Source organism: Streptomyces sp. CoH27, assembly GCF_020181035.1.
Lineage (GTDB): Bacteria > Actinomycetota > Actinomycetes > Streptomycetales > Streptomycetaceae > Streptomyces > Streptomyces camelliae.
The window spans coordinates 321,524-347,969 of record NZ_JAIQYY010000009.1; the positions used below are offsets into that span (position 1 = coordinate 321,524).

Annotated in this window: 24 protein-coding genes and 1 pseudogene; 9 read left to right on the forward strand and 16 right to left on the reverse strand. The window is 72.7% G+C overall.

What is annotated here, in order from left to right; all coding sequences use genetic code 11:
- From LE548_RS17230 to LE548_RS17240, 3 genes and pseudogenes are all read right to left on the reverse strand, one after another.
- A pseudogene (locus tag LE548_RS17230) lies at positions 1-392 on the reverse strand (heme-binding protein); the annotation flags it as partial.
- Positions 393-428: 36 nt separating this feature from the next.
- Positions 429-1,349 carry a serine hydrolase gene (locus tag LE548_RS17235; RefSeq protein ID WP_225097730.1) on the reverse strand — a complete coding sequence of 307 codons (921 nt, stop codon included), beginning with the start codon at positions 1,347-1,349 and terminating at the stop codon, positions 429-431.
- Complete coding sequence (locus LE548_RS17240) at positions 1,346-2,329, reverse strand: LysR family transcriptional regulator (protein ID WP_225097731.1); 984 nt, start codon at positions 2,327-2,329, stop codon at positions 1,346-1,348. The genes LE548_RS17235 and LE548_RS17240 overlap by 4 nt, the downstream gene beginning before the upstream one ends.
- A 131-nt stretch (positions 2,330-2,460) precedes the next feature.
- Between LE548_RS17240 and bla the strand changes: the two genes are divergently transcribed.
- Both bla and LE548_RS17250 read left to right on the forward strand, forming a co-directional pair.
- Positions 2,461-3,417, forward strand: coding sequence for a class A beta-lactamase (gene bla / locus LE548_RS17245; RefSeq protein ID WP_225097732.1), 957 nt, complete (start codon positions 2,461-2,463; stop codon positions 3,415-3,417).
- Positions 3,418-3,718: 301 nt separating this feature from the next.
- Positions 3,719-4,918, forward strand: coding sequence for a right-handed parallel beta-helix repeat-containing protein (locus LE548_RS17250; RefSeq protein ID WP_308030185.1), 1,200 nt, complete (start codon positions 3,719-3,721; stop codon positions 4,916-4,918).
- 74 nt (positions 4,919-4,992) lie between these two features.
- On the opposite strand, the gene sigJ is transcribed toward LE548_RS17250, so the two are convergent.
- Positions 4,993-5,961 (reverse strand): RNA polymerase sigma factor SigJ, encoded by a 969-nt coding sequence (gene sigJ, locus LE548_RS17255; RefSeq protein WP_225097733.1) that lies wholly within the window; start codon positions 5,959-5,961, stop codon positions 4,993-4,995.
- A 171-nt stretch (positions 5,962-6,132) separates the two neighbouring features.
- Here sigJ and LE548_RS17260 point away from each other — a divergent pair, with 171 nt between their 5' ends.
- Positions 6,133-6,825: an NAD(P)-dependent oxidoreductase gene (locus LE548_RS17260; protein ID WP_225097734.1), complete on the forward strand. Its 693-nt coding sequence runs from the start codon at positions 6,133-6,135 to the stop codon at positions 6,823-6,825.
- Between the two features lie 9 nt (positions 6,826-6,834).
- On the opposite strand, the gene LE548_RS17265 is transcribed toward LE548_RS17260, so the two are convergent.
- The 4 genes from LE548_RS17265 to LE548_RS17280 form a co-directional block, all read right to left on the reverse strand.
- Positions 6,835-7,224 (reverse strand): VOC family protein, encoded by a 390-nt coding sequence (locus LE548_RS17265; protein ID WP_225097735.1) that lies wholly within the window; start codon positions 7,222-7,224, stop codon positions 6,835-6,837.
- 103 nt (positions 7,225-7,327) lie between these two features.
- Positions 7,328-8,056, reverse strand: coding sequence for a hypothetical protein (locus tag LE548_RS17270; RefSeq protein WP_225097736.1), 729 nt, complete (start codon positions 8,054-8,056; stop codon positions 7,328-7,330).
- 36 nt (positions 8,057-8,092) lie between these two features.
- Positions 8,093-9,664 carry an amidohydrolase gene (locus LE548_RS17275; RefSeq protein WP_225097737.1) on the reverse strand — a complete coding sequence of 524 codons (1,572 nt, stop codon included), beginning with the start codon at positions 9,662-9,664 and terminating at the stop codon, positions 8,093-8,095.
- A gap of 35 nt (positions 9,665-9,699) precedes the next feature.
- Complete coding sequence (locus LE548_RS17280; protein ID WP_225097738.1) at positions 9,700-11,172, reverse strand: APC family permease; 1,473 nt, start codon at positions 11,170-11,172, stop codon at positions 9,700-9,702.
- A 234-nt stretch (positions 11,173-11,406) separates the two neighbouring features.
- On the opposite strand from LE548_RS17280, the gene LE548_RS17285 reads away from it, so the two are divergent.
- Positions 11,407-12,015, forward strand: coding sequence for a TetR/AcrR family transcriptional regulator (locus LE548_RS17285; protein ID WP_225097739.1), 609 nt, complete (start codon positions 11,407-11,409; stop codon positions 12,013-12,015).
- A 130-nt stretch (positions 12,016-12,145) separates the two neighbouring features.
- On the forward strand, positions 12,146-12,328 hold the full coding sequence (locus LE548_RS17290) for a hypothetical protein (protein ID WP_225097740.1): 183 nt from the start codon (positions 12,146-12,148) through the stop codon (positions 12,326-12,328).
- 7 nt (positions 12,329-12,335) lie between these two features.
- Here the strand turns inward: LE548_RS17290 and LE548_RS17295 are convergent, their stop codons facing one another.
- From LE548_RS17295 to LE548_RS17320, 6 genes are all read right to left on the reverse strand, one after another.
- The gene (locus LE548_RS17295; RefSeq protein ID WP_225097741.1) at positions 12,336-13,901 is read right to left on the reverse strand and encodes a N,N-dimethylformamidase beta subunit family domain-containing protein; all 1,566 of its coding nucleotides are present in this window, start codon (positions 13,899-13,901) and stop codon (positions 12,336-12,338) included.
- A 131-nt stretch (positions 13,902-14,032) separates the two neighbouring features.
- Positions 14,033-15,058, reverse strand: a complete 1,026-nt coding sequence (locus tag LE548_RS17300; protein WP_225097742.1) for a hypothetical protein — start codon at positions 15,056-15,058, stop codon at positions 14,033-14,035.
- Between the two features lie 109 nt (positions 15,059-15,167).
- On the reverse strand, positions 15,168-16,169 hold the full coding sequence (locus LE548_RS17305; protein WP_225097743.1) for an aminoglycoside phosphotransferase family protein: 1,002 nt from the start codon (positions 16,167-16,169) through the stop codon (positions 15,168-15,170).
- Positions 16,170-16,282: 113 nt separating this feature from the next.
- Positions 16,283-18,085, reverse strand: coding sequence for a phospholipase C (locus LE548_RS17310; RefSeq protein WP_225097744.1), 1,803 nt, complete (start codon positions 18,083-18,085; stop codon positions 16,283-16,285).
- A gap of 203 nt (positions 18,086-18,288) precedes the next feature.
- The gene (gene efeB, locus LE548_RS17315) at positions 18,289-19,545 is read right to left on the reverse strand and encodes an iron uptake transporter deferrochelatase/peroxidase subunit (protein WP_225097745.1); all 1,257 of its coding nucleotides are present in this window, start codon (positions 19,543-19,545) and stop codon (positions 18,289-18,291) included.
- Positions 19,546-19,559: 14 nt separating this feature from the next.
- On the reverse strand, positions 19,560-20,768 hold the full coding sequence (locus LE548_RS17320; protein ID WP_225097746.1) for an EfeM/EfeO family lipoprotein: 1,209 nt from the start codon (positions 20,766-20,768) through the stop codon (positions 19,560-19,562).
- Positions 20,769-20,982: 214 nt separating this feature from the next.
- On the opposite strand from LE548_RS17320, the gene LE548_RS17325 reads away from it, so the two are divergent.
- On the forward strand, positions 20,983-21,183 hold the full coding sequence (locus LE548_RS17325) for a hypothetical protein (protein ID WP_225097747.1): 201 nt from the start codon (positions 20,983-20,985) through the stop codon (positions 21,181-21,183).
- Positions 21,184-21,281: 98 nt separating this feature from the next.
- Here LE548_RS17325 and LE548_RS17330 read toward each other — a convergent pair whose 3' ends face one another.
- The gene (locus LE548_RS17330) at positions 21,282-22,079 is read right to left on the reverse strand and encodes a polysaccharide deacetylase family protein (RefSeq protein ID WP_225097748.1); all 798 of its coding nucleotides are present in this window, start codon (positions 22,077-22,079) and stop codon (positions 21,282-21,284) included.
- A gap of 181 nt (positions 22,080-22,260) precedes the next feature.
- Between LE548_RS17330 and pip the strand changes: the two genes are divergently transcribed.
- On the forward strand, positions 22,261-23,226 hold the full coding sequence (pip, locus tag LE548_RS17335; RefSeq protein WP_225097749.1) for a prolyl aminopeptidase: 966 nt from the start codon (positions 22,261-22,263) through the stop codon (positions 23,224-23,226).
- A 76-nt stretch (positions 23,227-23,302) separates the two neighbouring features.
- Here pip and LE548_RS17340 read toward each other — a convergent pair whose 3' ends face one another.
- Entirely contained in the window at positions 23,303-24,061 is a 759-nt protein-coding gene (locus LE548_RS17340) for a GNAT family N-acetyltransferase (protein ID WP_225097750.1), read from the reverse strand.
- Between the two features lie 367 nt (positions 24,062-24,428).
- On the opposite strand from LE548_RS17340, the gene LE548_RS17345 reads away from it, so the two are divergent.
- Positions 24,429-24,995, forward strand: coding sequence for a dihydrofolate reductase family protein (locus tag LE548_RS17345; protein WP_225097751.1), 567 nt, complete (start codon positions 24,429-24,431; stop codon positions 24,993-24,995).
- 67 nt (positions 24,996-25,062) lie between these two features.
- Positions 25,063-26,446, forward strand: a 1,384-nt coding sequence (locus LE548_RS17350) for a PAS domain-containing protein (RefSeq protein ID WP_374116115.1), incomplete at its 3' end; no start/stop codon positions are given.

Here is a 26,446-nt window from a genome sequence, read left to right on the forward strand (position 1 = left end):
TCGCCGGACGGGGCCCCCGCGACACCGATGCCCGCGACCGGGGCGCCCTTGGCGGTCACCGGGGTGCCGCCGGCGAGGAACAGCGTGCCCGGGATGTCCTTCAGGGCCGGCGCCTGCTCCAGCCGCTCGGCCAGCTGCGAGGTGGGCGCGTTCCAGGACACGGCGGTGAACGCCTTGCGCTCGGCCGACTCGTACGACTGCGGCCCCGCCCCGTCCCCGCGCAGGGTGACCAGCGTGTTGCCGCCCCGGTCGACCACGGCCACGGAGACCTGCCGGCCGTCCTGCGCGGCGGCGTCCAGTGCAGCACGCGCGGCCTTCTCGGCGGCGGCCAGGGTCAGATGCGTGCTCTGGGTGAGGTCTGCGCTCCGATCCGTCACCGGGGCGGCGGGGGACCCGGCACCACTGCGCCGCGTGGCGCGAACAACCCACTACCCCCGCAACGCCTCGAACGCCTGCCTCCCCGCCACCCCGATCGCCAGATCGACATCCGCGGCGATCCCCGCCCGACGCCCGGCACGGGACAGCGCCGCGATCGCCACCCGATCCCCCGACTCCGCCTCCACCACCCCGATCTCATGCCGCAGATGCAAGAACGTGCCGGTCTTGCCACTCCACCGCAACGTGTCCGCCCGCAACTCGCTCGCCAACCGCTGGACGAAGACCTGCAGCCCCATCAGCCGGCGCAACTCCGCCGTCGCCGCGGGAACGGAGATCCGGTCGCACCACACGCGCCGCAACAGATCCACGAGCGCCACCGCAGTGCCGGCATTGGCACGGGCCGGGTCCAGCGAAGCGATGGCGTGCCGGTCCGTGCCCTCGTCGCGTACGGCCAGTTCCAGGGCGAGGGAGAAGTCGTTGCCGGCGGCGCCCGCGGCGCACTCGTACATGTGGTTCATCCGGTGCCGCATCCGCAGCTCCCCGCATCCCCATGCACGCAGCCGCGCGTCCACCTCGGCGACCGGCACCAGATCGAGCAGGGCGTCCGCAGCGGCGTTGTCGCTCACCGACAGCATGGACAGGATCAGGTCGCCTACGGCCACGGTGGCCGGGTGGCGGAACGCGGCGAGACCGGTGGGGCCGACGCTGGTCCGTGCCGGGTCGAGCCTCACCGGGTGCGTGGGGTCCAGTTCCCCGGCCGCGATCCGGTCCAGTACGACGAGCGCGAGGGGGACCTTCACCACCGATGCCAGGGGCATCAACTCCTCGATTCCGAACCCGAGTTGTCCGCCCGTGTCGAGGTTCCTGGCGAGGAAGGAGCCGTGCACGCCGAGGGCCGCCCAGTCCGCGGCAATGGCCTCGGCCACGTCCAGGAGGGCACCGTCACCGACATACCCCGGTGCCGCGCTCATCCGCGCGCCGCCAGCCGCGCCGGAACGTCATCGACCGCATCACCGGGTCGCGGCAAGCCGGACCCGCCGCCGTCGGCTCCGACCGCCGACGCGAGCGGCCCCGCCAGCCAGTCCGGCACACCCGCCGTACCGGACCGCCCCGGGGCGGCGCTCACGTCGTAGCCCCGGTGCAGGGAACGGTCACCCAGCGGGGCCCAGGCGGCCCCGTGCCGGCGCGCGAACGGTTCGGCGCACAGCAGCAGCGCCCGTCCCGCCAGGGTCTCGGCGAGCGCGCCCGCCGCGGGTCCGGCCGCCCGGACCCGGCCCGGAGGCAGCCCCGCCCGGGCGACCGCACGCTCCAGCCGGTCCCCGTGGTACGGCACATGATCCTCCGGCAGCGTCAGCACCGGCAGCGGGGCGGCGACCGGGGTGCTGCGGCCACGGCGCGGCCGTAGTTCCTCCAGATGGACGGCACGACGCGAGCCGTACGACGGACCCGCGGTGCCGTCGGGCTCCGGCGCGGACGCCACCCCCAGCGGCACCCGGAACATCCCCTGTTCCGGCGAGACCCGCACCAGGGCATAGGCGAGCGAACCATCGCCCAGACCCGACGCCCGCTCCTGCGGGGGCAGTTCGCGCACACCGAGGGTGATCCCATGCTCGGTGCCGGACCTGATGACGCGGGCCAGCGCCGCAGGGGAGCAGTGCGCGGGCACGCCGACGACACGCACCCGGGCCCGCCCGGCCGTGTCGGCGACCTGCCGCAGCCGCTGGGCCCGGTCCAGCACGTCCCGCGCGTACGGCAGCAGCAGGACGCCCAGCTCCGTGGTGGAGATCTGGCGTCGGGCGCGGTCGAACAGCAGACCGCCGAAGTGCTCCTCCAGTGTCTTGATCCGGCGGCTCAACAGCGGCTGGGCGATGCCGAGCCGGTCGGCCGCCCGGGTGAAGCTCGCCTCGTCGGCCGTCGCGACGTACGCCTCCAGGTGCGCAAGGAGATCCATCCTGCACTCATATCAATAAGGCATGGTGTGTTCAAAGTTCCCTCTTGGACATGAGTGGTGTCCGGCTGTTTCGCTGTCCTCGTCGAAGATCCAGCAAGCCGGCGACGGCCCAGACCGGAAGGATCATGCCCATGACCAGCCCCGAGCAACTCGACCAGGTCGAGCACGCCGACCAGCCCGAATCCCTTGCCCGGCGTGGCCTGTTCAAGGCGGGCCTCGCCCTCACCGCTGTGGCCGTCGCGTCCGACGCCCTGTCCGCACTCGCCGCGTCGGCGGCTCCGCGTGCGCAACAGGACGCTGCCGAGGATGAGTTGAGCGACCTGGAGCAGCGGCACGGCGCCCGGCTCGGGGTGTTCGCACGCAACCTGTGCACCGGGCGGACCGTGGCGCGCCGGGCGGGGGAGAGGTTCGCGATGTGCTCGACGTTCAAGGCGTTCGCCGCCGCGGCGGTGCTGCGCGACCACGGCGGCTGTGCTCCGCTGGACCAGGTGATCCACTATCCGCCGCACGACATCCTGCCCAACTCGCCGCGTACCACCGAGCACGTGGACACCGGTATGACGGTCGGGGATCTGTGCGCGGCGGCGATCCAGTACAGCGACAACGCGGCCGGCAATCTGCTGCTGCGGCAGATCGGCGGGCCGGCCGGTCTCACCCGCTTCTTCCGCTCGCTCGGCGACGAGGCGAGCCGGCTCGACCGGTGGGAGACGGACCTGAACAGCGCGATCCCCGGGGACCTGCGCGACACCACGACCCCCGAGGCCCTCGGCCGCGCCTTCGAGCGGCTGACTCTGGGCCGGGTCCTCTCCGGCACCGACCGAGAACGGCTCGTCGGCTGGCTGAAGGGCAACACCACCAGCGCCAAGCGGTTCGGCGCGGGGCTGCCGGCCGACTGGGTCCTCGCGGACAAGACCGGCACGGGTGACTACGGCACCGCCAACGACATCGGCGTGGCCTGGACGCCTCGCGGTACCCCGCTCCTGCTGACCGTGCTGTCGACCAAGAACGTTCAAGACGCCCCGCCGGACGACGCGCTGGTCGCGGAGACGGCCCGCATCCTGTCCCACACGCTGGCCCCCGGCGAGTGACGAGGGTCCCCGCCGCTGCCTGTTCCGTCGTCTCCGGTGAGTGGCCGCGTGGCCTGCCGGTGCCTGTTCCGTCGCCTCGGGTGAGTTGCGGCGGGCCCGCACCACCACACAGGGTCCGTCTTCTGAATATGAATCATGTACGTGACCATTGACGCGTACATGGTAACTCCCTACCGTCGGGAAAGCGAGAGAGGAAAGCGCTTTCTCTCCTGGCTTCACGATGCCACGCCCGGCAGTGGAGTTCACCCCCTTGGACCGCTCGAATCCCGCACAGCCGAGCCAGACTTCAGGAGACAAGCCGATGCAACCAAGGCCAGCCATCGCGTGCGCGGCTCTGCTCGCCGGCACGCTCGCCGTGTTCTCCGGCACCACGGCACAGGCGGCGACCGCCCACCCCCAGGCCGCCGCGGCGGCCACCGTGCTGTACGTGTCGCCGAGCGGCACCGACAGCGCGGCCGGTACCCAGTCCGCGCCGACCACGCTCACCTCGGCCATCAGCCGCATCGCCTCCGGCGGCACGATCTACCTGCGCGGCGGGACGTACAACTACTCCTCCACGGTCACCATCCCGGCCGGCAGCAATGGCACGTCCAGCGCCCGCACCACCCTGTCCGCGTACCCGGGCGAGTCCCCGGTGCTCAACTTCTCGGGCCAGAGCACCAGTTCGTCCAACCGCGGAATCCAGCTCAACGCCGACTACTGGCACCTGTACGGCCTCACCGTGGAGCATGCCGGGGACAACGGGATCTACGTCGGCGGCAGCAACAACGTCGTCGAGCGCGTGGTCACCGCGTACAACCGGGACACGGGGCTCCAGCTCGGCCGCATCTCCTCCAGCACGCCGAGCAGTCAGTGGCCGTCCGACAACCTGATCGTGAGCTCCGAGTCGCACGACAACCTGGACCCCACCGGTGAGAACGCCGACGGTTTCGCCTCGAAGCTCACCACGGGCACCGGGAACGTCTTCCGGTACGACGTCTCCCACAACAACATCGACGACGGCTGGGACCTCTACGCCAAGACCGACACCGGCGCCATCGGCCCGGTGACCGTCGAGTACTCCCTGTCGTACGGCAATGGCACACTCACCGACGGCACTCAGAACAAGAACGGCGACCGCAACGGCTACAAGCTGGGCGGTGACGACATCGCGGTCAACCACATCGTGCGGCACGACATCGCCTACAAGAACGGCCACCACGGGTTCACCTACAACAGCAACCCAGGCACGATGACGATCTCCGACAACGTCAGCATCGACAACACCGAGCGCAACTTCGCTTTCGACACGGGCACTTCGGTGTTCCGGAACGACACCTCGTGCCGCTTCGCCGTCAGCGGCCAGAACGACAAGATCTCCGGCAGCTCCGACAGCTCCGACCAGTTCTGGACCGGCACGAACGGCTCCCGCTGCTCCTCGTACTCCGGGGTCCTCGGCTGGTCCTTCGCCTCGGACGGCCACCTGGTGGTGACCTTCGGCGGCAGCGCCGTGAATCCGTGACGGAGCCCCGGCCCGACGCATGACACGCCCCTCGCGGGACGCCGCATCCGCCGGCGTCCCGCTCATGCGCGCCGCTACACCTCCGGCGGTGTCCCGCCCGGCGCGGCGGGGTCCACGGCCGAGAGCTTGTCCGGGTTCGTGACGAGGTAGACCTCGCGGACCCGCTCGGTGTCCGGGTCGAGGTCCATGACCATCACCGCGTGCGGGGAGCCGTCCGCGAACACCACTACGGCCGCGTCCCCGTTGATGTCCCGGTGCTCGATCCGCAGCCCCTCCGCCGAGCGCGCGGCATAGCCGGTCAGCGTCCGTGCCACCTTGTCCCGGCCACGGACCGGCCGAGGCGCCGCCTGCCCCTTGCCGCCGCCGTCCATCCACAGCGTCGCCTCCGGCGCCAGGATCTCCAGCAGCGCTGCGAGATCCCCGCCGAGCGCCGCGGCCACGAACCGCTGCGTCGCCTGCCGCCGGACCCGGGGATGAGCCTGGTACCGGGGGCGCCGGGCGCGTACCCGGGTCCGGGCACGGTGGGCGAGCTGGCGTACGGCGGCGGGGCTGCGGCCGAGGATGGCCGCGGTCTCGGTGTGCGCGTAACCGAACACCTCGTGCAGGACGAACACCGCCCGCTCCAGCGGGGTCAGGGTCTCCAGGACGACGAGCAGCGCCAGGGACACGGACTCGGTGCGCACCGCCTGTGCGGAGGCGTCCTCGCCGGCCGCCGGACCGTCGGGGCCGTCCGTGAGCAGGGGTTCGGGCAGCCACGGGCCGACGTACGTCTCGCGTCGCCGGGCGATCCGCGCCCGCCGTGCCAGCGCCTGCCGCACGGTGATCCGTACCAGATAGGCCCGCGGACGGCTGATCTCCGGCGCCTGCCCCGCGTCCCCGGCGCCCGCTCGGCCCGCCCAGGCCAGCCAGGTCTCCTGCAGCACGTCCTCGGCGTCGGCGACGCTGCCCAGCATGTTGTACGCCACCGCGAACAGCAGCTCACGGTGGTCCAGGAACGCCTGCGTGGCGGTGTCGGTCCCCGCAGGCGTCCGGTGGTCGGCCATGGCATCTCCCTCACGACGTCTCGCCACCCTGAGGGGCCGAGGCCCCCGGAGTGTGACATCGGGGGGCGGCTGTGTGCCGTAGGTCTCATGCTGCGCCGGCGCTGTCACACCCGCCGCCGTCCGGGCCCTCTCGGTCCATGGCAGCAGCACCGCGCAGTGAAGGAGAAGCCCATGAAACTCGTCGTCTTCGGCGCGAACGGGCCGACCGGGCGGCTGGTCACCGAGCAGGCGACCGTCGCCGGTCACACCGTCACCGCCGTGACCAGGCACCCCGACGCCTTCCCGCCCGGCCGGCCCCGGCTGCGGGTCGAGGAGGCCGACGTCCTGGACGGGGCGGCGGTGGAGCGCGTCGTCGCCGGTCACGACGCGGTGATCTCCACCCTCGGCGTCCCCTACGGCCGGGATCCGGTCACGGTGTACTCGACGGGCCTCACCCACATCACCCGTGCCATGACCCTGCACGGTGTCCGGCGGCTGGTGTGCGTGTCGTCCACCGTCCTGTTCGACGTGCCGGCGCCCGGTGAGGGCGTCTTCTTCCGGAAGGTGCTGGAGCCCTTCTTCGTGCGGGTCGTCGGGCGCACGGTCTACGACGACATGCGCCGCATGGAGGACATCGTCCGCGCGAGCGGCCACGACTGGACGGTGCTCCGGCCGGCCGGTCTCTTCGACACCGGCGAGGTGAGCGACTACCGGCTGGCGCCGGGCCGGCTGCCCGGACGGTTCACCTCCCGGGCCGACCTCGCGCACGCGCTGGTGCGCGAGGCCGCCACCGAAGGTCATGCGCGCACGTTTCTCGACGTACGCACCACCGAGGGCACCCCGCGCCTGATCGACCTGATCAGGCGGGAGGCGTTCGGCGCGTGAACCCGCCGGTCAGGCCGGCCAGCCACCGTAGGGGACGGTGATCAGCTCCATGGCGTGACCCGCGGGGTCCAGGAAGTACACGCCGCTGCCGCCGTCGTTGTGATTGATGGTGCCGTGCCGCTTCCGGTGGGGGTCGGCCCAGTGCTCGATGCCGCGTTCCTTGATCTTCGCGTATGCGGCCTCGAACTCCTCCTCGGAGACAAGGAAGGCGTAGTGCTGCGGGGTGATGTGTTCCGCGGGGGCGGTGGCGAAGTCCAGGGTGACTCCGTTGCTCAGGGCGACCGCGACGAACGGGCCCCACTCCCCGGCGATCTCCAGGCCGAGCAGTTCGGCGAAGAACTCGGCGGACTCCCGGTTGTCCCGGGCATGGACGATGGTGTGGTTCAACTCGACGGACAAGGAATGCCTCCTGAGGGCATCTCCTGACACCTCCATGCCTCACCCGGACGGTGACCGGCACGCGATGCCACTGCCGATCTTAGCCGGGCGGACCTCTGACGGCTCAGCCGGCCATGCCGTGTTCGGCCACGGGATGCGCCTCCAGGTCCGGGGCGGCGAGCAGGTCGGCGATCAGCTCGGCGGACCCTCCGACGTAGGTGCTGGTCAGGTCGACGTCCCCGCCCAGGATCCAGGCGCGGTCCGCGGGCCACCACAGATCGGGCAGCTCGGCGAACTCGTCCAGGGAGACCGGTGAGACGGCGTCGGCAAGGGCGCCGCTGAGCAGCACCTCCTCCCGGCCAGGGGTCTCGAAGAAGGGCACATGGCCGAAGTCCCAGCGGCCGTACCCGTCCCACAGCCCGAACCAGCACCGCTCCGGGGTCGTGGTGTGCCGGGTCAGCACGGGTACGAGGGCCCGGGCGAGGTCGGGCGGGGTCGGGCCCTCGGGCGGATGCTCGTCCCAGACGCCGGGCAGGCCGTACTCGGCCACGGTGCAGTAGCCGCTGTCCATGCCGACGACCTCGTACCAGCGCGAGTCCGGCGTGACCCGGGTCCCGTACGCGGCGGCCACCGCCGACCAGCGCACGGGCCGGTCGTCCAGAGAGGCCGGATGCAGGATCCGGGCGTACGCCGCGAAACCCCCGGCGGCGACGCCGGCCACCGTGCCGAAGACCCCGTGTCCCGGCGTGCCCGGTGTCAGCCAGTCGGCGGGGGAGAGGTCGCCGCTGCGCACGCGCAGGCGTCCGTACCACTCCGGAGCGGGCATCCGGCGCACCGTTCGGAAGACGTTCATCCGCCCAGTGTGCGGGGTGGGGCGCTGCCTTCGCCGTCACACCCCCCGGTGCACCACGTGTCCGCCGGTCACCGTCAACGCGACCGGGGCGTCGGCCAGTTCGTCGGCCGGGGCGTGCACCGGGTCCACGGTGAGCGCGGTCAGGTCGGCGCGGTGGCCGGGGGTGATGCGGCCGGCGATGCCGGACTCCCCGGCCGCTGCCGCCGCGTGGCTGGTGCAGCCCTCCAGCGCCTGCAACGGCGTCAGTCCCGGCCGGTGGGCCGCGGCGCCCCTGGGCCGGCGGGCCATGGCCAGTACGGCCCGGACGTCGTAGTGCGCGATGGGCCAGTCCGAGCCGAGGGCGACCGTCGCGCCCGCCTCCCGCAGATCCCGCAGCCGCCAGGCACGCGCGGCCCGCTCGCCGCCCAGCCGGCGGGACCACTCGTCGGTGCCGTCGTCGCGCGTGTACTCGGTGTGCGGCGGCTGGAGTGAGGCGGCGACCCCCAACTCGGCGAACCGGGGCAGGAGTTCGTCGGGCGCGGTCTCGATGTGCTCGATCCGGTGGGCGCCGTACCCGCTCGGCCCGAGGGAGGCGACGGTGTCCAGCACATGGCGTACCGCCGCGTCCCCGATGGCGTGCGTGGCCGAGCGGACACCGGCCGCGTGCAGAGTGCGGACGGCCTCGGCGTAGGCGCGCGGGTCCGGCCAGAACGCGGCGGTGCCCTGACCGTGGCAGTCGGGACGCTCCAGCCACGCCGTGCCGCCCTCCACGGTGCCGTCCATGAAGAACTTGACGCCGCCGACCAGCCAGTGCCGCCCGCCCCTGCCCTGGAGCCGCGCCAGCTCCCGGAGTGCCTCGTCGTCGGCACCCGGCATGCACCAGGGAGCGAACCGCAGCCGCACCGGCAGCACCGTCTCCTCGGCGACCGCCGCCACCAGGTCGAGGTCGCCGCCGTCCATCACCTGGGCACCGGTCAGCCCGGTCCCGGCCATGGCGGACAGCAACTCCACGAGCCTGGCCCGCCGTCGGGCGTACGACGGCCGTGGCGCGATGTCCGCCACCAGGTCCATCGCGGCGTGCTCGACCAGATGACCGGTGGGCCGGCCCGCCGCGTCGCACACCACCTCCGCATGCTGGGCGAAGGCGCGCGGTCCGCTCACCCCGGCGGCGGCCAGCGCGGCAGGGCTCGCGAGGGCGGAGTGGCCGTCGTAGAGGCGCAGGAAGGCCGGGGCGCCGTCGAGGACGTCGGCGATCAGGTCGTGATGGACCGGCCGGCCCGCGAACGCGTTGTGGTCCAGGCCGTGTCCCAGGACCCAGCCCTCGATCCGCTCGGCCCCCGCGAGTGCCGCGCGCAGTCCGGCCAGGTCCGTCACATCCGACAGATCCGTGCCCGTGGCCATGTCCAGCCCCCACACCGGATGGCTGTGCGCGTCGGCCAGGCCGGGCACGAGGTGCCCGCCGTGCAGGTCCACGACCTCGGTGCCGGGCCCGCGCCAGTCCCGTACGTCGGCCGCCTCGCCGACCGCGGTGATCACCCCGTCGTGCACGGCGACCGCGGAGGCGGCGGGGCGGGCGGGGTCCAGGGTGCGGACCTGAGCACCGGTGAGGACGAGGTCGGCAGCGGGCATGACGGCAACTCCTGTACGAGGTGGGCGGGTTGGGGTCAGTCGGTGGGTTCGGTGGCGAACCGGGCGTAGACCTCCGGGCGGGACCGGCGCAGCCACCACGCCAGCGGCAGACCCAGGACGAAGACGGCGGGTGCCACGACGACGAGGAGGGTGTTCACCGCCGGGGACGCGCCGGTGAACAGGTCGATGTGGGTCACCACCAGCACGATCGCGGTCGTCAGCAGCACGGCGGCGAGCACCGGGGCCACGACCGTGCGCACCCGGCCCTCCGTGTGGCGCACCCGGCGGAAATAGCAGGGCACCGCGATCGCGGCGAGCAGCTGGAGCAGCAACAGGCCGATCATGCCCGGGGTGTTCACCCACAGCAGCAGCTGCTGGTAGGGGTCGGCGTGCGCCGCCCAGAACGTGAGGACGACCACCGCGCCGAGAACGGTCTGGGCGAGGCCCGCGAGGTACGGCGAGCGGTGCCGGGGGTGGATCCGGCCGAGCCCGCGCGGCAGGACGCCCTCCTCGGCCAGGGCGAGGGCGTAGCGGTTGATGGCGTTGTGGAAGGCGAGGAGGGAGGCGATGACGCTGGTGACGATGAACAGGTGCATCAGGTCGGCGGCCCAGCCGCCCGCATAGGTGGTGATCGCGGTGAAGAACAGCCCGGCCGGATCCTTCCCGGCGGCCCGTACGACCTGGTCGTCACCGAAGGCCTGGACGGCGATCCAGACGACGAACGCGTAGAAGAGGCCGAGGAATCCGACGGCGAGGTAGGTGGCGCGCGGGACCGTGCGCTCGGGGTCGCGGGCCTCGCGGCGGTAGATCACGGTCGACTCGAAGCCGGTGAACGCCGCGAACGCGAAGGCGAGGACGGCCGCCATGCCGGGCACCAGTACATGCGAGGGTGCCAGCGACGCCAGGGACAGTCCGTGCGCGCCGCCCTTCATCAGCACCCCGCCGGCGAGCAGCACGAGTATCCCGGTCTCGGCGACGAGCAGCACACCGAGCACCTTCGCTCCGAAGTCGATCGAGCGGTAGCCGCCGTAGCCGATGAGCACCAGTCCGGCGAGCGAGATCGGCAGCCAGGGCACGTCGGTGCCGGCGAGGGTGTGCAGGGTGTCGCGGGCGGTGGTGGCGAGCAGGCCGTAGACGCCGATCTCCATGCCGTTGTAGCCGACGAGGGCCAGCAGGGCGGCGCCGATGCCGACGGGCCGGCCCAGGCCTCGGGTGATGTAGGCGTAGAAGGCGCCGCCGCTGGTCACATGACGGCTCATGGTGGTGAAGCCGACGGCGAAGACGGCGAGGGTCAGCCCGGCGAGCAGATAGCCGACGGGCGCGCCGATGCCGCCCAGCAGGATCGCGAGCGGGGCGACCCCGGCCATGACGGTCAGGGGCGCGGCGGCGGAGACGACGAAGAAGGCGATGTCGGCGGTGCCGAGGGACCCGGAGCGGAGGCCGGGCGCGCCGGACGGCGCTCGCTCCCCCGGGAGGTCCCCCGGGATTTCGGAGGTGGACACGGACATACGGGGGAGCCCTTGTGGCGGGGGAGGGGAGAGGGTCCCGGTGGTGGGGCAGCCGGGTTCGCGGGCGTCGGCGGGCCGGGCCGGGGTGGGCGGGGCAGACCGGCGTCTCCGGGCGCCCAGGAGGGATGGCGGGTGCCCGGAGCCGTAAACCTAAAGGCTTTCGGTTTCCGCAATGTAACCTGCCGGTGGGCATCCGGGAAGACCTCGGGCAGACCACAGGGAGAGACGACGACCATGGGACGGCCGCGCACACCGCTTCTCGACCGCGAGCGCATCACCGCGACCGCGCTCCAACTGATCGACGAGACCGGTGACTTCAGCGTCCCGCAGATCGCCCGCCGGCTCGGCGCGCAGACCGGCTCGGTGTACCATCATGTGGACGGCCGTGACGGCATAGTGGAGCTGCTGCGCGAGCGCGTCGCCTCGGCGATCGACCCGGGCACCCTGGAGCTGACCCCGTGGGACGCGGCCCTGGAGGCCTGGGCCCGCTCCTACCGTGCCGCCTTCGCGGCGCACCCCCGGACCATCCCGCTGCTCATGACCTCACCGGTCCGCGCACCCCGGGTCCTTCAGCAGTACGAGCGCGCCGTGAGCCTGCTGCTCGATGCCGGCTTCGGCCGTGCCGAGATCATGCCGCTGATCATCGCCCTGGAGAACCTGGTCCTGGGCTCCGCCCTCGACCTCGCCGCCCCCGAGACGATGTGGGAGCTGACCGACAACGCCCCCACCCCGCACCTGGCCGAGGCTCTCGCCGCCGTGGGTGAGGGGCGGGCGGACCGTGCCTTCGAGGTGGGCCTGACGGCCTTCCTGAACCACGCGCGGGCGCTGCGCGAGGACCGCTGAGGGCGCTCCACCAGGTCAGTTACCGGTGAGTTTCCCAGTACCGCCAGTAACATGATGACCTTGACTCCGGGTGCACCAGTCAGTCAACTCGGCGCCGTCCCGGTGACGCGCGCCCTGCCCGGAGATGTCCATGTCTTCTTCCCACGATGCGCTGGAAAACGCGCGCCTCACCTATGAGCAGCATGTGCGCACGTGCCGTCAGTGCCGTGCCGACGGCGCGGCCTGTGCCGTGGCCAAGCACCTCCTGCGGGTCTACAACAACGCCCGCAGGGACCGCATGCGGTCGGGAGGGCAGCAGGGTCCGGCCAACTGATTCCAACTCAGCTTCCGTACATGGTACGCACGTTGGCGCGCGGTGCCGGGGCGTGCCGGGCCGCCGGGCCCTGTGCGAAGGTCCGCAGGAGGTTCTCCGTGGTGCGGGTGACGAAGGCCCGGGTGCGGGCGTCCATCCCGTGGTCGCGGCCGAGCAGGCCCGTCCCGGCCACCAGGCCCTCCACCCAGCGCATGGTCCCGGTCGCGAACACACCCGCTCCGGCGGGCGTCGTGTAGTACGCCGAGTCGCTGTGGCTGGACCGTCCGTCGCACACCAGCGGGGAGTGCGCGATGATCTCCAGCGGGCCGGGCGTGGGGGAGCCGGGCGTCACCCGGTCGTACTCGACGCCGACGAGATGGGCGAACGCGTCGCCGGAGCGCACGCCGGTGCCGTCGTACAGCCAGTGGTCGGCGGCCCGGACCACGTAGGGCGCGTCCACCGGGTAGCCCTCGTACAGCACGCCCGTCAGGGAGGACTCAGGGTCGGGCGCGGGCGGCAGCCGGTAGTCGGTGGTGACCAGAGCCGGGTGCGAGCCGTACAAGGGGTCGGCGCGCACGTCGGACTTGTAGCAGACCACCGTACGGTCGTCCGCTCCCTCCCCGGCCTCCAGCCGGACCCGCCGGAAGCACGTGTTCGCGCCCAGGAAGGCAATGTTCGTCCCCGCGTCCCGGGCGGCCGTCACATGGGCCCGCTGCTGTGGCGTCCAGTACTCGTCGTGCCCCAGACAGACGACCGCGTGCGCGCCCCGCAGCACCCCCGGATCCCGGTGGACGTCGACGCCCGTGCTGTAGGCGAGGGGGATGCCGAGGCGCTCGGCCAGCACCACCAGCGCCCACTCGTACACCAGGAACTTCTCGGCGCCCACGCCGTCGTAGGGCCGGTCGAAGCTCACCGCGAGGGACCGGGTGGCGTACGCCCCCGACGCGCCGTTGTACAGGCTGCTGCCGCCCCAGCGGTTGTACGCCTGCCAGGTCGCCGGTGCGTGCAGCAGCACCGTACGGCCCGCGCCCTCGGCGGAGCGCACGATCAGCGGCACGTACCGCTGATGACCGGTGTCCGCCTCCAGCCGCAGCAGATAGGCGCCCTCCGGCCAGCCGCCGCTGTCCACGGTCAGCGTCGCCGGCCAGTCGGCGCGCACGGTGCGGGTGGCGGACAGCGTGTGCGGGGCGGGCCGGGCGCGGCCCGGTATGCGCTCCGACGCCCAGATCCGGCGGGCCTGCCGGCCGCCGTACCAGCCGACCCGGAACGCGGACACCCGGAAGGAGGCGGCGGTGGTCGACACATGCAGCGCGAACGGCTCGCCCGGGGACACGCTCACCCGGTCCGTGTACCCGGCCACCGCGTCCACCGGTCCGGTCGGGCCCAGCCGCCAGTCGGCGGTGCCCGGCGCGTCTCGCTCCGACTCCGGGCGCAGCCGTCCGCCGGGCGGGGTGGTGGAGGAGCGGGTACGTGGTGGTGCGGCCGTGCACGCGCCGGCCGTGCCGAGGCCGAGGCCGGCGCACACGGTGAGGAAACGCCGGCGACGCAGACCAGCGCTGCCGTCCGAGGACGCGGGGTCGGTTACCGGAGCCACTTCACCTCCCGGGTGCCGTTTCCGCTCCAGCGTCCCGACGCTCACTCGGCCGGCGCAACCGCAGGACGGCGACAGCGCGGGAACGCCGGGGGAGGAGTACGGCCGTACGGGTGACGCCGTGGACGGGGCGATCAGGTGCGGAAGCCGACGTGCACGTGGTCGTGGTGGGTGGCGTCGCTGAAGAACTGGCCGGCGCCGCCGCCCGACAGCAGCACGGGACCGCCCACGTTGTACGACCCGGCGGCCGCCGCGTCCCGCATGAACCGCTCGATCAGGGACCGCGGGGTCGCCGGGTCGACGACCGTGTGGCCGTCGATCCGCCACACGTCGAAGGCCCGGCCGCGCGGATGGTCGCTGGGCCTGCTGGTGCCGAACACGTCCAGCGGATGCCCCGAGCGCACGACGCTCACCTCCAGCCGGTACGTCCGCGCCAGCGCGAGCATCGCCCGGGCCACGCTGGTGTGCACCTGCCCACTGCGCAGGTCCGCCACGGCGGCGGGCGGCAGCACGATCCGGTCGTCGGCCAGCGCCGTGCGGAGGTCCGGGGCGAGCGTGCGGGCGGCCGGTCCGGGCTGTGCCGGATGCAGTGCGTCCACGGTCCACCGGCCCCCCGCCTCGGAGAGCCGCACGTCGACCGTCGTGCCGCCCGCGCTCACTGTCCCGCCGCGCCGGATCCACTGCTGGCAGACCACCAGCACACTGGCGGACCGGGACAGGATCCCGCCGTACTGCGCGTCCACGACCTGCAACACCGCCTGGTCGGCCGTCGGCAGCAGCGGCCCGGCCTGAGCGACGAGCCCGGCCGGCAGTCCGAGCGCCCCGACCCGCGACCGGGCCGCCGCCGCTCCGCCCTGCCCGTCCGCCCAGGCACCGATGGTCTCCACCACCTGCACGGCCCGCGACTTGGCGGTCGGCTCCACCTCGGCCGAGGTCGGCCGCCAAGGGGTGGTGTGCGGCAGGCCGGAGGAGGGCGAGGGCGAGGTCGCGGGCGTGGGCGGGGACGACGATGTTGGTGTGCGGGAGCGCTGAGGCGACTGCGACGCCGGGGAACCCGTCCGGCCGGAACAGCCCGCCACGCCGACCGCGACACCGACCAGGGACATGAGCACGGCCCGACGGCCGGGCGGGGCAGCCACGGGTGCGGGAGCACGGGTCATACGGCCCAGTGTCCGCCCTGGGGCGGTGGGTGGGCGAGTGCGGGGGCGGCGGCGCCTGAGGTTCGCTCGCCCGGACACGGTGTGCCCCAGTGGCCGTGCGCCCTGACGCCTAGAACGGTGGCTCGTCGAGGAGTCCGAGCAGGGACTCGGAGCTCTGGGCGGCGACCGGGGGCGGGCCGGACGGGCCGGGGAACGTGCGGCCCCAGGACGCGGCGCGGCTCAGGGCGCTCAGGCGCCAGCCGAGGCGGGCTGCCTGCCGTAGATCCTCCGGCGTGCGGCCGGTACCCGTCCACGGCTCCAGGTAGGCGTCGAGCAGCATGCGCAGGATCTGCGGACCGTAGCGCGCGCGAGCCTTCTCGGCCGGGACCCGCAGACTGCAGAAGGGGTGCGAGACGGCGGCGTCGCCCCAGTCGAAGAAGGTGAAGCGGTCCGGCGCGGGACGGAACAGCTGGCCGTCGTGCAGGTCCGCGTGGTCGAGGGTGTCCTCGATGCCGAGGGAGGCGAGTTCGGCGCACCAGTCCGTGAGGCGAGGGCGGAGATGCTCCAGCCGGGACCGTGTCTCCGGCGGCATGCCGGCGTCCCTGGCGAGCAGCGTGTCGAACAGCTCGGGCAGGGCGGCGGTCCGGGCGGCCGGCACCCCCAGCCGCTCGATCTCGCGCGCGTGCGGGACCAGCGCCCGCTGCATGTGCGCGTACTGACCCAACAGGCAGGCCCAGGTGCGGGGTTCGACCGGTTCCCGCGCGAGCACGTCCCGGAACAGGTCGCCTCCGTCGGGCAGCAGCACCCACGCGCGCCCGGCGTCCACGGCCAGCGGCTCCAGCACATCATCCGGCACCCAGCGGGCCAGCGCGGCGGTCAGCGGCCCCTCGAACGCGCTGGCCGGCGGATTCGCCTTGAACCAGACGGCATCGCGCCCGGCCACAGGCACCCGCACCAGCACCGACCACGGCCGCACGCGCACCTTGAGGTCACCGTTCACCCACAGCCCGCGTACGGCGAGCCGCTCCGCCACCCAGTCGAGCGCCTCGGCCCGCCAGGACTCCTGCTCCCACGGGGTCACCGCGTCCTGGAAGGCGCCCCGGTCCACAGTGATCGCACGCTGACGTCGCATGGCGCCATCCCACCAGCGCGAGCGGTCTGTGGCCAGCGCCTTTACCGGCCCCTGGCCCGCACACGAAACGCGCCCCCGGTCACCGACCAGGGGCGCGCTTCAGGTGCGGACGATCAGGCGCGCTGCTTGCGGCGCATCGTCAGATACGTGCCGGTCGCGCCCGCGGCCAGCAGGGCGCCCACGCCGAGGCCGACCGGAAGGGCCGGGAAGCCGGAGGTGCTGGTCGCGGAGGCCGCGTCCTGCATCGCCGGACCCGGGGTGATGCCGGTGTCCACCGGGGCGACGTACTTGATCGGGCCGACGGACTTGACCGAGCCGTCGGAGTTCAGCAGCACCTGCTTGCCGTTCGGGTGCCGGAAGTCGAACAGGCCGGACAGGGAGCCCGCCGTGGCGTCGAAGGAGTGGTCGCCGATGCGGCCGGTGTGCCAGTTGTCCTCGATGAAGCGGGTGATGGACGCCTGGTTGGTCAGCGTGTGGTCGACCTTGTTCACCTTGCTGTACGGCGAGATGACGAGCAGCGGCTGGCGGGTGCCGGGGCCGCAGCGGTCCGCGTAGCCGCCGGCCGCCTTCGGGCCCTGCTGGCAGGCGGGGCTGTCCGTAGCCTTGCCGTTGGAGCCGAGCGAGGTGTCCGTGGAGCCGTTCTTCGGGGTGACGTAGGCGTGGTCGTACCAGCCGTCGGAGTCGTCGTAGGCGACCACGATCGCGGTGGACTTCCACTGCGGCGAGCTCTGGATCGCGTTGATCTGCTGGACGAGGAAGTGCTGCTCGTCGAGCGGGTCGGAGTAGCCGGCGTGGCCGTCCTGGTACTCACCGGCCTTGAGGAAGCTGACGGCCGGGAGCTTGCCCGCCTTGAGCGCGGCGGAGAAGTCGGTCAGGTCGTAGTTGTGGTTGGCCTGACCGTTGTGCCCGATCTCGGAGACGTTCTTCGGGGCCAGGTGGTGCGGGTTGGCCGTCGACTTGTAGTACGAGAACGGGTTGTGGTGCGGGCTGTAGTCGGCCACGGCCGCGCCGCCCACGTTGGTGTGCGTGGTGTCGCACTTGGCGTAGGAGCCCGAGGTGCCGTTCCACGCGGTGGACGGCCGGAAGCCGCCCTGGAACCAGCCCCAGGTCAGGTTCTTGGCGTTGAGCAGGTCACCGATGTTCTTGCCCTGCATCGACGCCAGCGCGTTGGTGCTGGTGTGGTCCTTGCCGGAGCAGTCGTCGTAGGCCGGGTCCGGGTCGTTGATGACCGTGCCCACACCCTGGGCGTCGGGGGACTTCACGGCGTACGGGTCGGGCGTCGAGGTCTGCTTGCCGGTCTTCGGGTCGACGGAGATGGCGCCGTGCGTGTTGCCGGAGATCAGGTTCAGCGCGCCGGGCGTGGAGGGGCCGTAGACCGAGCTGTAGGAGCGGTCGCCCAGGGAGTAGTGCTGGGCGTAGTTCCACAGCGCGGTGACGGTATTGCCGTCGTAGTAGTCCATCACCAGGCCGGGCTCGCCGAACAGGCCGCCGCTGCACTTGTCGACCTCGGTGTCCTGCACGAACTGGTCGGCCTTGCCGCCGTCGTAGGCGAGCTGCTCGGCACCGTAGTTGTGGTTCTGGTCGCAGGTCATCGCCTGCGCGGGGGAGAGCCGCTTCGGCGCGTACTGGTTCGGGTTCTTCGTCAGCAGGCCCGCGTGCGCGAGGGTGTCGATGTCCTTGGGGGTGTTCTTCGCCGCCGTGAACTTCGTACCGTCGGTGTTGGCGGCCTTCGGGTAGGTCGCGAAGTAGTGGTCGAACGAGATGTTCTCGTCGAACAGCACGACCACGTGCTTGATCGGCGTGGCGGTCGAGGAGTGCCCGCCCGGCGCGCTCGCGGGCGCTGCGGCCCACCCCGGCGCATTGCTGCCGAGCACGGTGAGCGCAGCGGCGCCCGCGAGTGCGCCCAGGCTCCGCATAGCGGCTCGTCTTCCTCTGCTGGCCATGATGGTCAACCCCTCCGGACAGAACGTCTGTGCGTTGTACGAGCACGGATGCTGTGCCCGCCGCACGGCGCGACGGCGGAGCCATGATGACGCGCGAGTGAACACCGAGTCAGGGATGCTGGGGCAAAACTTGACTGTGTGTTGACCTGTTCTGCCTTCGACTTGTCCGGACAGGTTCAGGCGAGCAGGGTGCGTCCGTACCAGTCGGACGCGTCGCGCACGCCGGGCAGCGCGAAGAAGTAGCCGCCGCCGAACGGCTTGATGTAGTCCGTCAGCGGCTCGCCCGCCAGCCGGTGCTGCACCGTCTCGAACTGCCGCTTCAGATCCTGCTGGTAGCAGCAGAACAGCAGCCCCATGTCGAGGTTGCCGTTGGCGTCCATGCCCCGGTCGTAGTTGTACGCGCGGCGCAGCAGCCGCTGGTCGGCGGTGGCGGGGGTGCGTGGGTTGGCGAGGCGTATGTGCGCGTCCAGCGGGATGACGTCACCCTTGGGGTCGTCGGCGTACTTCGGCGTGTCGTGCTCGTGGTCGCCGTCCAGCGGCGCGCCGGAGACCCGGGAGCGGCCGAACATCCGCTCCTGCTCGCTGAGCGAGACCCGGTCCCAGAACTCCACCAGCATCCGGATCAGCCGGACCACCTGATAGCTGCCGCCGACGGTCCAGTCCGGTTCGCCGGCGCCCGTGCCCACCCAGATCAGCCGGTCCATCTCCCGCGCGCTGCCGGTGTCCGGGTTGGCGATGCCGTCCTTGAAGCCCAGCAGATTGCGCGGGGTGCCCGAGGGGCGGGGTGGGCTGCTGAAGCCGTCCAGCCGCCAGCGGACCTGCAGGGCGCCCCGGGTGTGCCGGGCGATGTCGCGCAGCGCGTGCAGCGTGGTGTCCGTGTCGTCGGCGTGCAGATGGAGGCTGAGGTCGCCGTGGCACCACTCGGCTTTGAGGTCGTCGTCCGGGAAGGCGGGCATCGCGGTCAGCCGGCGGGGCTTTCGCGCGGCCAGCCCGTACCGGTCGTCGAAGAGCGAGGCGCCGACGCCCACGGTGACGGCCAGCCGACCGCCGGGCACCTGGTCGCCGAGGACGCCCGAGTCGGCGGGCGGGCCGGTGATGCCGGCCGGGTCCGGTGTCCCGCCCGAGGTGAGGAAGCGGGCCCGCTCGGTCAGCGTGCGCAGCACGTCGGCGAGTTCGGCACGCGTCCCTGCGGTCACGTCGAGGGCGGCGAAGACGCTGGTACGGCGCGGAGCGGCGATGGCGGAGGCCTGGTGGACGCCGTGGAAGGGAGCGATCGCGGGGGTGCCGTCGGCCGGTACGGCAGGGGCGGCGGCGCTCGTGGCGAGGCCGGCTCCCGCCAGGGCGGCACCCCGCAGAAAACCGCGCCGGCCCAGGCCGCCGGGCCGTCCGCCCTCGTTCACACGGTCCTCGGCGTTCACACGGTCCTCGCTCATACGGTCCTCGGCGTTCACACGGTCCTCCGCGGGTCGCACAGGGTGGCCACCGAGGCCAGCCGTTCCACCAGGTCGCCGAGCACCGAGTCGGCCTGCTCCCGCTGGGCCTGGCTCAGCTGGTCCAGCGGGGTCCAGCCCGGGCCGTGCCGGAAGCCGTCGAGGGTCTGCTGGGCGTGGTCCAACTCCTGGTCCAGGCCCGGCAGATCGGCGTACCGCGTGGTGAGCAGCGGGCGCAGCCGGGACAGCACCTGGCGGGTGCCGTCGAGGTTGGCGCGGGCGGTGGCGAGGTTGCTGCCGCTGCCGTAGTCGGTGCGGCCGGTCAGCTCGAACTGCACGGTGTTCTCCAGGATCTCGTGCGCGCGCAGCCCCAGCTGGGCCGGGTCCATCCGGGTCTGCGCCCAGCTGTCGCGCAGCCCGGTCAGCGCCTTGGCCAGCGCCGTTGCCGGGGCGCGCAGCCCGTCGGCCGACTCGCCGTGCCACAGCCCGTACTCGATCCGGTGGAATCCGGCGAAGTCCTTGTCGCGCACCCCGTCGGCCAGACCCGCGTCGGTGCCGTTGATCTGCGCGTCCGCGTCCCCGAAGGCGTCGTACGCGGCACCCAGCCGCTCGTACTCCAGATGCGCGGGCAGCCAGTCGGACCGGGCGGCGGCGAGATCGCCGCCGTCGATGTCCTGCTGGAGCCGGGTGGTCAGCCGTACGACGTCGGCGAGGCCTTCGCCGACCCACTTCTGGTAGGAGAGGGCGGGCGGGATCAGGTCGTGCTCGCTGACCGGTGCCGCGCCCGGACCGCGCTGACCCGAGGTGATGCGCACGGTGGGCCCGGTGACGGCGTCGGCGTCGTCGGGCACGCACTCGAAGGCGTACGACCCCTTGCCGAGCCGGACCGTCAACTGCCGTGTCGTACCGGGCGCGATGCCCTCCACCTCGCCGTACACCGCGTGGTTGTCCGGGTCCTCCAGATAGACCTCGGCGGCGCCGTCGGAGGGGTTGTGCAGGTCGAAGGTCCGCACTCCGGGCTCGGGCCGGGTCCAGCCACTGCCGCAGCGGCTCTGCGACACCTCGATGACGGTGTGCCCCGACGTGTCGGCGGACGCCTTGCCGTGCCGTGTGCCGTCCGGCGAGACCGCCAGCAGTGTGCCCCCGAGGGCCACGGCGAGAACGACGAACACGGCGGGTGCCGTCCGGAGACGAACGGACCGCGTGCCGAGGCGAGGCAACGGCATGGCGAGCCTTTCCGGGACGACGTACGCAACGGCCTCATGGTAGGCGCCCCTGCGGAACCGAACACTCGTCCCAGGATTTCGGTGGCCAAGAATTCCCCCGGGGTTCACCGGTGGTTGGCCGGCGCACTGCCGTACACAGGAGCGGCAGGACCGGTTCGGTGGCTTCGGCCCCTTCCGGCCTCTCGGGCGGGAACAGGTCGGTCACCTGGTCGGGATGGTCGCCGTGGACCAGGTCGCCGGGTTCCTCGGGGCCCTCGCGGCGGAGACCGGCCGTGCGGTCGCGAGCGTCGAGTACCGGCGGGTCGGCGGCGGGGGCGGCCGGCCGGCCACATCCACGGACAGCGCGCGGTCCGCCGGCCTGCTGCCGGGCCTCGCCGCACAGGCCACGCCGGCCGGATCGACCCGGAACGCGTGATCTACGGCGGACACTCGGCCGGCGGCCACCTGGATACGCACACTCATGGCCGCTTCCCGTGCCCGCGTCGGCTGAAGTGCCGAACCGGGAGCGGCCGGTCAGCGCACCGGGAAACCGAAGGTGTAGCCCTGCTGCTTCAGCCACGGCAGCAGGCTGCGCAGTGCGGCCACGGTCTGGGAGCGGTCGCCGCCCGCGTCGTGGAAGAGGATCGTCGGACCGTTGGCCAGCTCGCGCTTGACCGTGGCCACGATGGCGTCGGTGCCCGGCCGCTCGAAGTCCTTGGAGTCCACGTTCCAGCCCAGCGGCCGCATGCCGTGCGAGGCGGCGAGAGTGCGGCTGTACGGCGTGAAGGCGCCGCCCGGGGCCCGGTAGTACAACGGCTGTACGCCACCGGACGCCTGGGCGATCTGCTGCTCCGCCCCCAGGATCTGCTGCGACTGGTAGGCCTCGGACTTCTTGTCCATCGTGGTGTCGTGGGACACCGTGTGGTCGCACAGCCGGTGCCCGGCCGCCACCACCTGCCGGACCAGGTCCGGGTGCGCCTGCGCCTGCGGGCCGATCATGCAGAACGTCGCCTTCACCCCGTTGGCGCGCAGCACTTGGAGCACCTGCGGGGTCCACACCGGGTCCGGGCCGTCATCGATCGTGATGTTGACCGCGTGCGCGCCGCCGTCCGAGGCGTGGGCGATGACGGGGGACACGGCCGCCACCTTCTCCTGCTGCTGCTGCTGCTGCTGCGGCGCGGCGGGCTGCGCCGCAGCGCCGTGCCGTGCCGAACCGCCGCTCGACTGCCCCGCCTGCGCGGTCCACACCGAGGTCGCGGCGGCGACCGCCGTCACCCCGACCGCCGCCGCGACCATCCGGCCGTACCAACCCCGCCCGCTGTGCCGCGCCATGTCCGCCCCTGTTCTGATCCGTGCCGTGTCGCCGACTTCCTGTGCACCTGTCAGGACGGGCCGGGTTGATCACGGGATCCCTCTGTTACCGATCACGGACAATTCCGGGGCGCTTCCGCGACAGAGCGCACCGAGGGTATCGCCCGGAGCGCGGGCTTCCGACCTGCGCTACGTTGCCGGGATGTCCCTTCACCCGGAGATCGAACCGTACGAGACCGGCATGCTCGACGTGGGCGACGGCAATCACGTGTACTGGGAGACCTGCGGCAACCCCGACGGCAAGCCCGCCCTGGTCCTGCACGGCGGACCGGGCTCCGGCTGCACCCCGTACTTCCGGCGGCTGTTCGACCCCGCCGCCTACCGGATCGTCCTGCTCGACCAGCGCGGCTGCGGCCGCTCCACCCCGCACGCGAGCCGCCACGACACCGACATGAGCGTCAACACGACGGCTCATCTCATCACCGATCTGGAGCAGTTGCGCCGTCACCTGGGCATCGACCGGTGGCTGGTGTGGGGTGTGTCCTGGGGCTCGGTGCTCGGGCTGCGCTACGCCCAGACCCACCCGGACGCCGTCACCGAGCTGGTGCTGACCGGGGTCGCCACCGGCTCCGACGCCGAGGTGGCGTTGCTGACCCGGGGCCTCGGCCGGGTCTTCCCGGACGCCTTCGAGCGGTTCCGCTCCCAGGTGCCCGCCGCCGAACGCGACGGCAACCTCGCCGCCGCCTACAACCGGCTCCTGGAATCCCCCGACGCCGAGGTGCGGGCACGGGCCGCGCGCGCCTGGACCGACTGGGAGACCGCCATGATCCCGGCACCACCCCGCTCGGTCGAACGCTACGAGGACCCCGAGTTCCGCATGGGCTTCGCCCGCACCGTCACCCACTACTGGGGCAACGGCCACTTCCTCGGCGACGGCAACGGCGACGGCGTGATCCTGCGCCATGCCCACCTCCTCAAGGGCATCCCCGGCACCCTGGTCCAGGGCGCCCTCGACTTCGGCAACCTCCTCGGCATCGTCTGGCGCCTCCATCACGCCTGGCCCGGCAGCGAGTTGGTGATCGTGGGCGACACCGGGCACAACGCCGGGGCGGCCGCGACGGCCGAGGCGCTGGTGGCGGCCACCGACCGGTACGCGCGCCGGCTGTAGCGCCCGAACGGCCGGGCACGGACGGGGTGTCGGGCGGGTCATGGCGGTCGGCCGGCCTGACCTCCGCGCGGCGGGGTCAGCTGTCCAGCGACACGTACAGTCGCGTGCCGCCCGGCCGGAAGCCGACCCGCTCGTACACGCGGCGCGAGCCCTCGCCCGAGTACTCCAGCCACACCGACCGCGCGCCGCGGCCGAACAGGGTCGCCGCCAGGGTGTGGGTGACCGCGGCGGCTATGCCCCGGCCCCGGTACGCCGGGAGGGTGCCGACGCCGGCCAGTTCCGCGGTGCCCTCGGCGGGCGCCGTGCACAGGGCCCCGCCGGCGCAGTCGCCGCCGGGAGCACGGACGAAGCGGACCGCGCCGCCGCCCTCCTCGGTGCGCCGCAACCGCGCCGCTCCCTCCGGCGACGGCCGGAACTCACCACCGAAGGCCTCGGACAGCGCGGCGTCGAGCGCGGTGTAGTCCGCGTCCGTGGCCGGGACCTCCACCTCGAACGATCCGGCGGCGCGGCCGGGTTCGGCGAGCGTGGCGGGCGTACAGACCAGGTACTCGTGCACCGCCTCGGTACGGAATCCGGCCCGGCGCAGCGCGGGTTCCACGGCGGGCGCGGAGTCCGGGGCGAACTCCAGCCGGGGCGTGAGCCCGCGCTCGCGGAAGGCGGAGATCAGGTCGGCGAGGTCCCGGTCCGTGGGTTCGGCGCCGGGCAAGGGGGTGGCGTAGTTGACGTACGGGCTGGTCGTCGAGGGGTCGAACCCCGCGACGAAGCCGCCGACTTCGCGGGCCGCCGGGCGGCGCAGGAGGTGGGCGACGGCAAAGCTCTGGACATCGGTGCGCACGATGAAGACCTCACGGTGAAGAGGGCCATGGGCCAGGGAGGGCCGGGCATGGCCGGGTGATAGGGGTCGTCGGGCCGCCGCGAGGTGACGCAAGGGGCACCGAGAACTCCGCCGCCGGGCGGACGGCTCAGTGCCGACGGCGACCGCTGGAGGACGCCGGAACCATGGACCTCAGTCCTTACGCGATGAGGAGGGGTGTGCGTGGTGGATCTCGCCCATCCTACGCGTCAACTGCCGTCCGCCCCTCGGCCGGTGGCGCGTGCGGAAGATTCTTCCGGCGGCGTGTCGAAAGGCGCGCGTGCTGTTCGACGTTTGGATGGGAGGCACCCGGTCCGCCTCGCCCGCACCGACCAGACAGGAAGACGACATGAGGATCCGCGCCCGTATGGCCATGAGCGTCGACGGCTATGTCACCACGCCGACCGGTTGGCCGGCCCACACGGCCGACCCCGCCTTCGCGAGCGGCGCCAGCCACGGCATCCGGGAGTTCCTCCAGGACTGCGAGCAGGCGCTGATGGGCCGTACGACCTTCGAGCCCGCCCTGGGCCACGACCGCTGGCCCTGGCCGACGCTCCAGGTGTTCGTGCTCGGCTCCCACCGGCCGGCCGGCACCCCGGACAACGTCGTCACCGACAGCGACCCGGCGCGGCTGCTGGAGAAGCTCCGCGCGGCCAACCAGGGCGGCGACGTCCATCTCGTCGGGGGCCCGCGCACGATCCAGACCTTCCACGCCCTCGGCGCGCTCGACACGCTGGAGCTCGTCGTCGTACCCCTGCTGTTCGGCGGCGGAATGCGGCTGACGCCCGCGCTGAGCCCGACGACCGGGCTCGTCCTCCAGCGCCAGCGCGCCCTGCCCGGCGGCTCGGTGGAGATCGTCTACGCCTGCGAGGGCAGCCGCGCTCCGCTGCCGGACGCCCCGCCCGGCCTGCGCTGAGCCGCACCCCCTGTTTGCCTGCCCGCTCGACGGCAATCAGGACCATAGTGGTGTAAGGGTGAAGAAGATGGACAAAGCGCCGAAGGGTAATGCCGCATCCCCGTCCATGGGGCCGGGTGATCCCTTCGACGCGTCCACCGACGCGGCCGCGGTGATCTCGGCGCACGGCATGGTGATCGGCTGGACCCGGGGCGCCACGGCACTGCTCGGCTATCCGGAACAGGAGGTCGTCGGCGGCTCCGCCCGGCGTCTGCTGGCCATGCCGGAGGACCCCGCGCGGCTCGCCGGCATCGTGGGGCGCTGCCGCGCCGGAAGCGGCTGGAGCGGGCGGATCACCGTGAGCCACCGCGACGGGCGCGCCCTCGACGTCGAACTGCGGGTGTCCGCGTCCTTCCGCGTCGGCGACGGCGAGTGCTTCCTGGTGTCGGCCCGCGAGCAGCACCGGCGGTGGACCATGGGCCAGTCCGTCCTCGACGGCTTCCTGACCCGCTCGCCGGTGGGCATGGCCGTCGTGGACCGGGAGCTGCGCTACGTATGGCTGAACGACACTCTGGAGCACATCGGCGGGGTCCCCCGTGAGCAGCGGCTGGGACGGCGCCTGAGCGAGCTGCTGCCGGGCCTGCAGGCGGAGGCCCTGGAAGGGCTGATGCGCAAGGTGTTCGCCACGGGACTCCCGGTGACCGACTACGAGTACGAGGGCTGGAGCTGGGCCGACCCGCACCGCCGACACGCCTACTCGACCTCGTTCTTCCCGCTCGTCGACGGCGACGACACCATCACCGGCGTCTGTTACATGGTCCAGGACGTCACCGAGCGCTGGCACGCCCGCCAGCTGCTCACCCTGGTCAACGAGGCCGGCACCGCCATCGGCCGGACGCTCGACGTGGGGGCGACCGCGCAGGAACTCGCCGACTTCGCCGTCCCCCGCTTCGCCGACTTCGTCGTCGTCGACCTGCTGGAGCCGGTGCTCAGCACCGAGGGCCACGGAGCCTGGCTGCCCGACGCCGGCCCCGCGCCCGCCCGGCCCCTGATGTGCCGGGCCGCGATGCGCTCGGTGCGCGAGGGGGCTCCGGAGGCCGTCGCCCAGGTCGGCGACGCGGTCGACTTCGTCCCGCCGCCGCACGACGCGAACCTGCTGATCGAGGGCGAGCCGCTGCTCATCCCGGTCCTCGACCCCTCCGACGCCCTGTGGGCCACCCAGGAGCCGCTGCGCACGGCGAAGATCCGCGAGTACGGCGTGCACTCGCTCATCGCCGTGCCGATGCGGGCCCGCAACACCGTCCTCGGCCTCACCACCTTCGCCCGCTCCCTCAACCCGGTCTCCTTCGGACCCGACGACGTCCTCGTGGCCCGCGAACTGGTCGCGCGGGCGGCGGTGTGCCTCGACAACGCCCGCCGCTACACCCGGGAACACACCGCGGCGGTCACCCTCCAGCGCAGCCTGCTGCCGC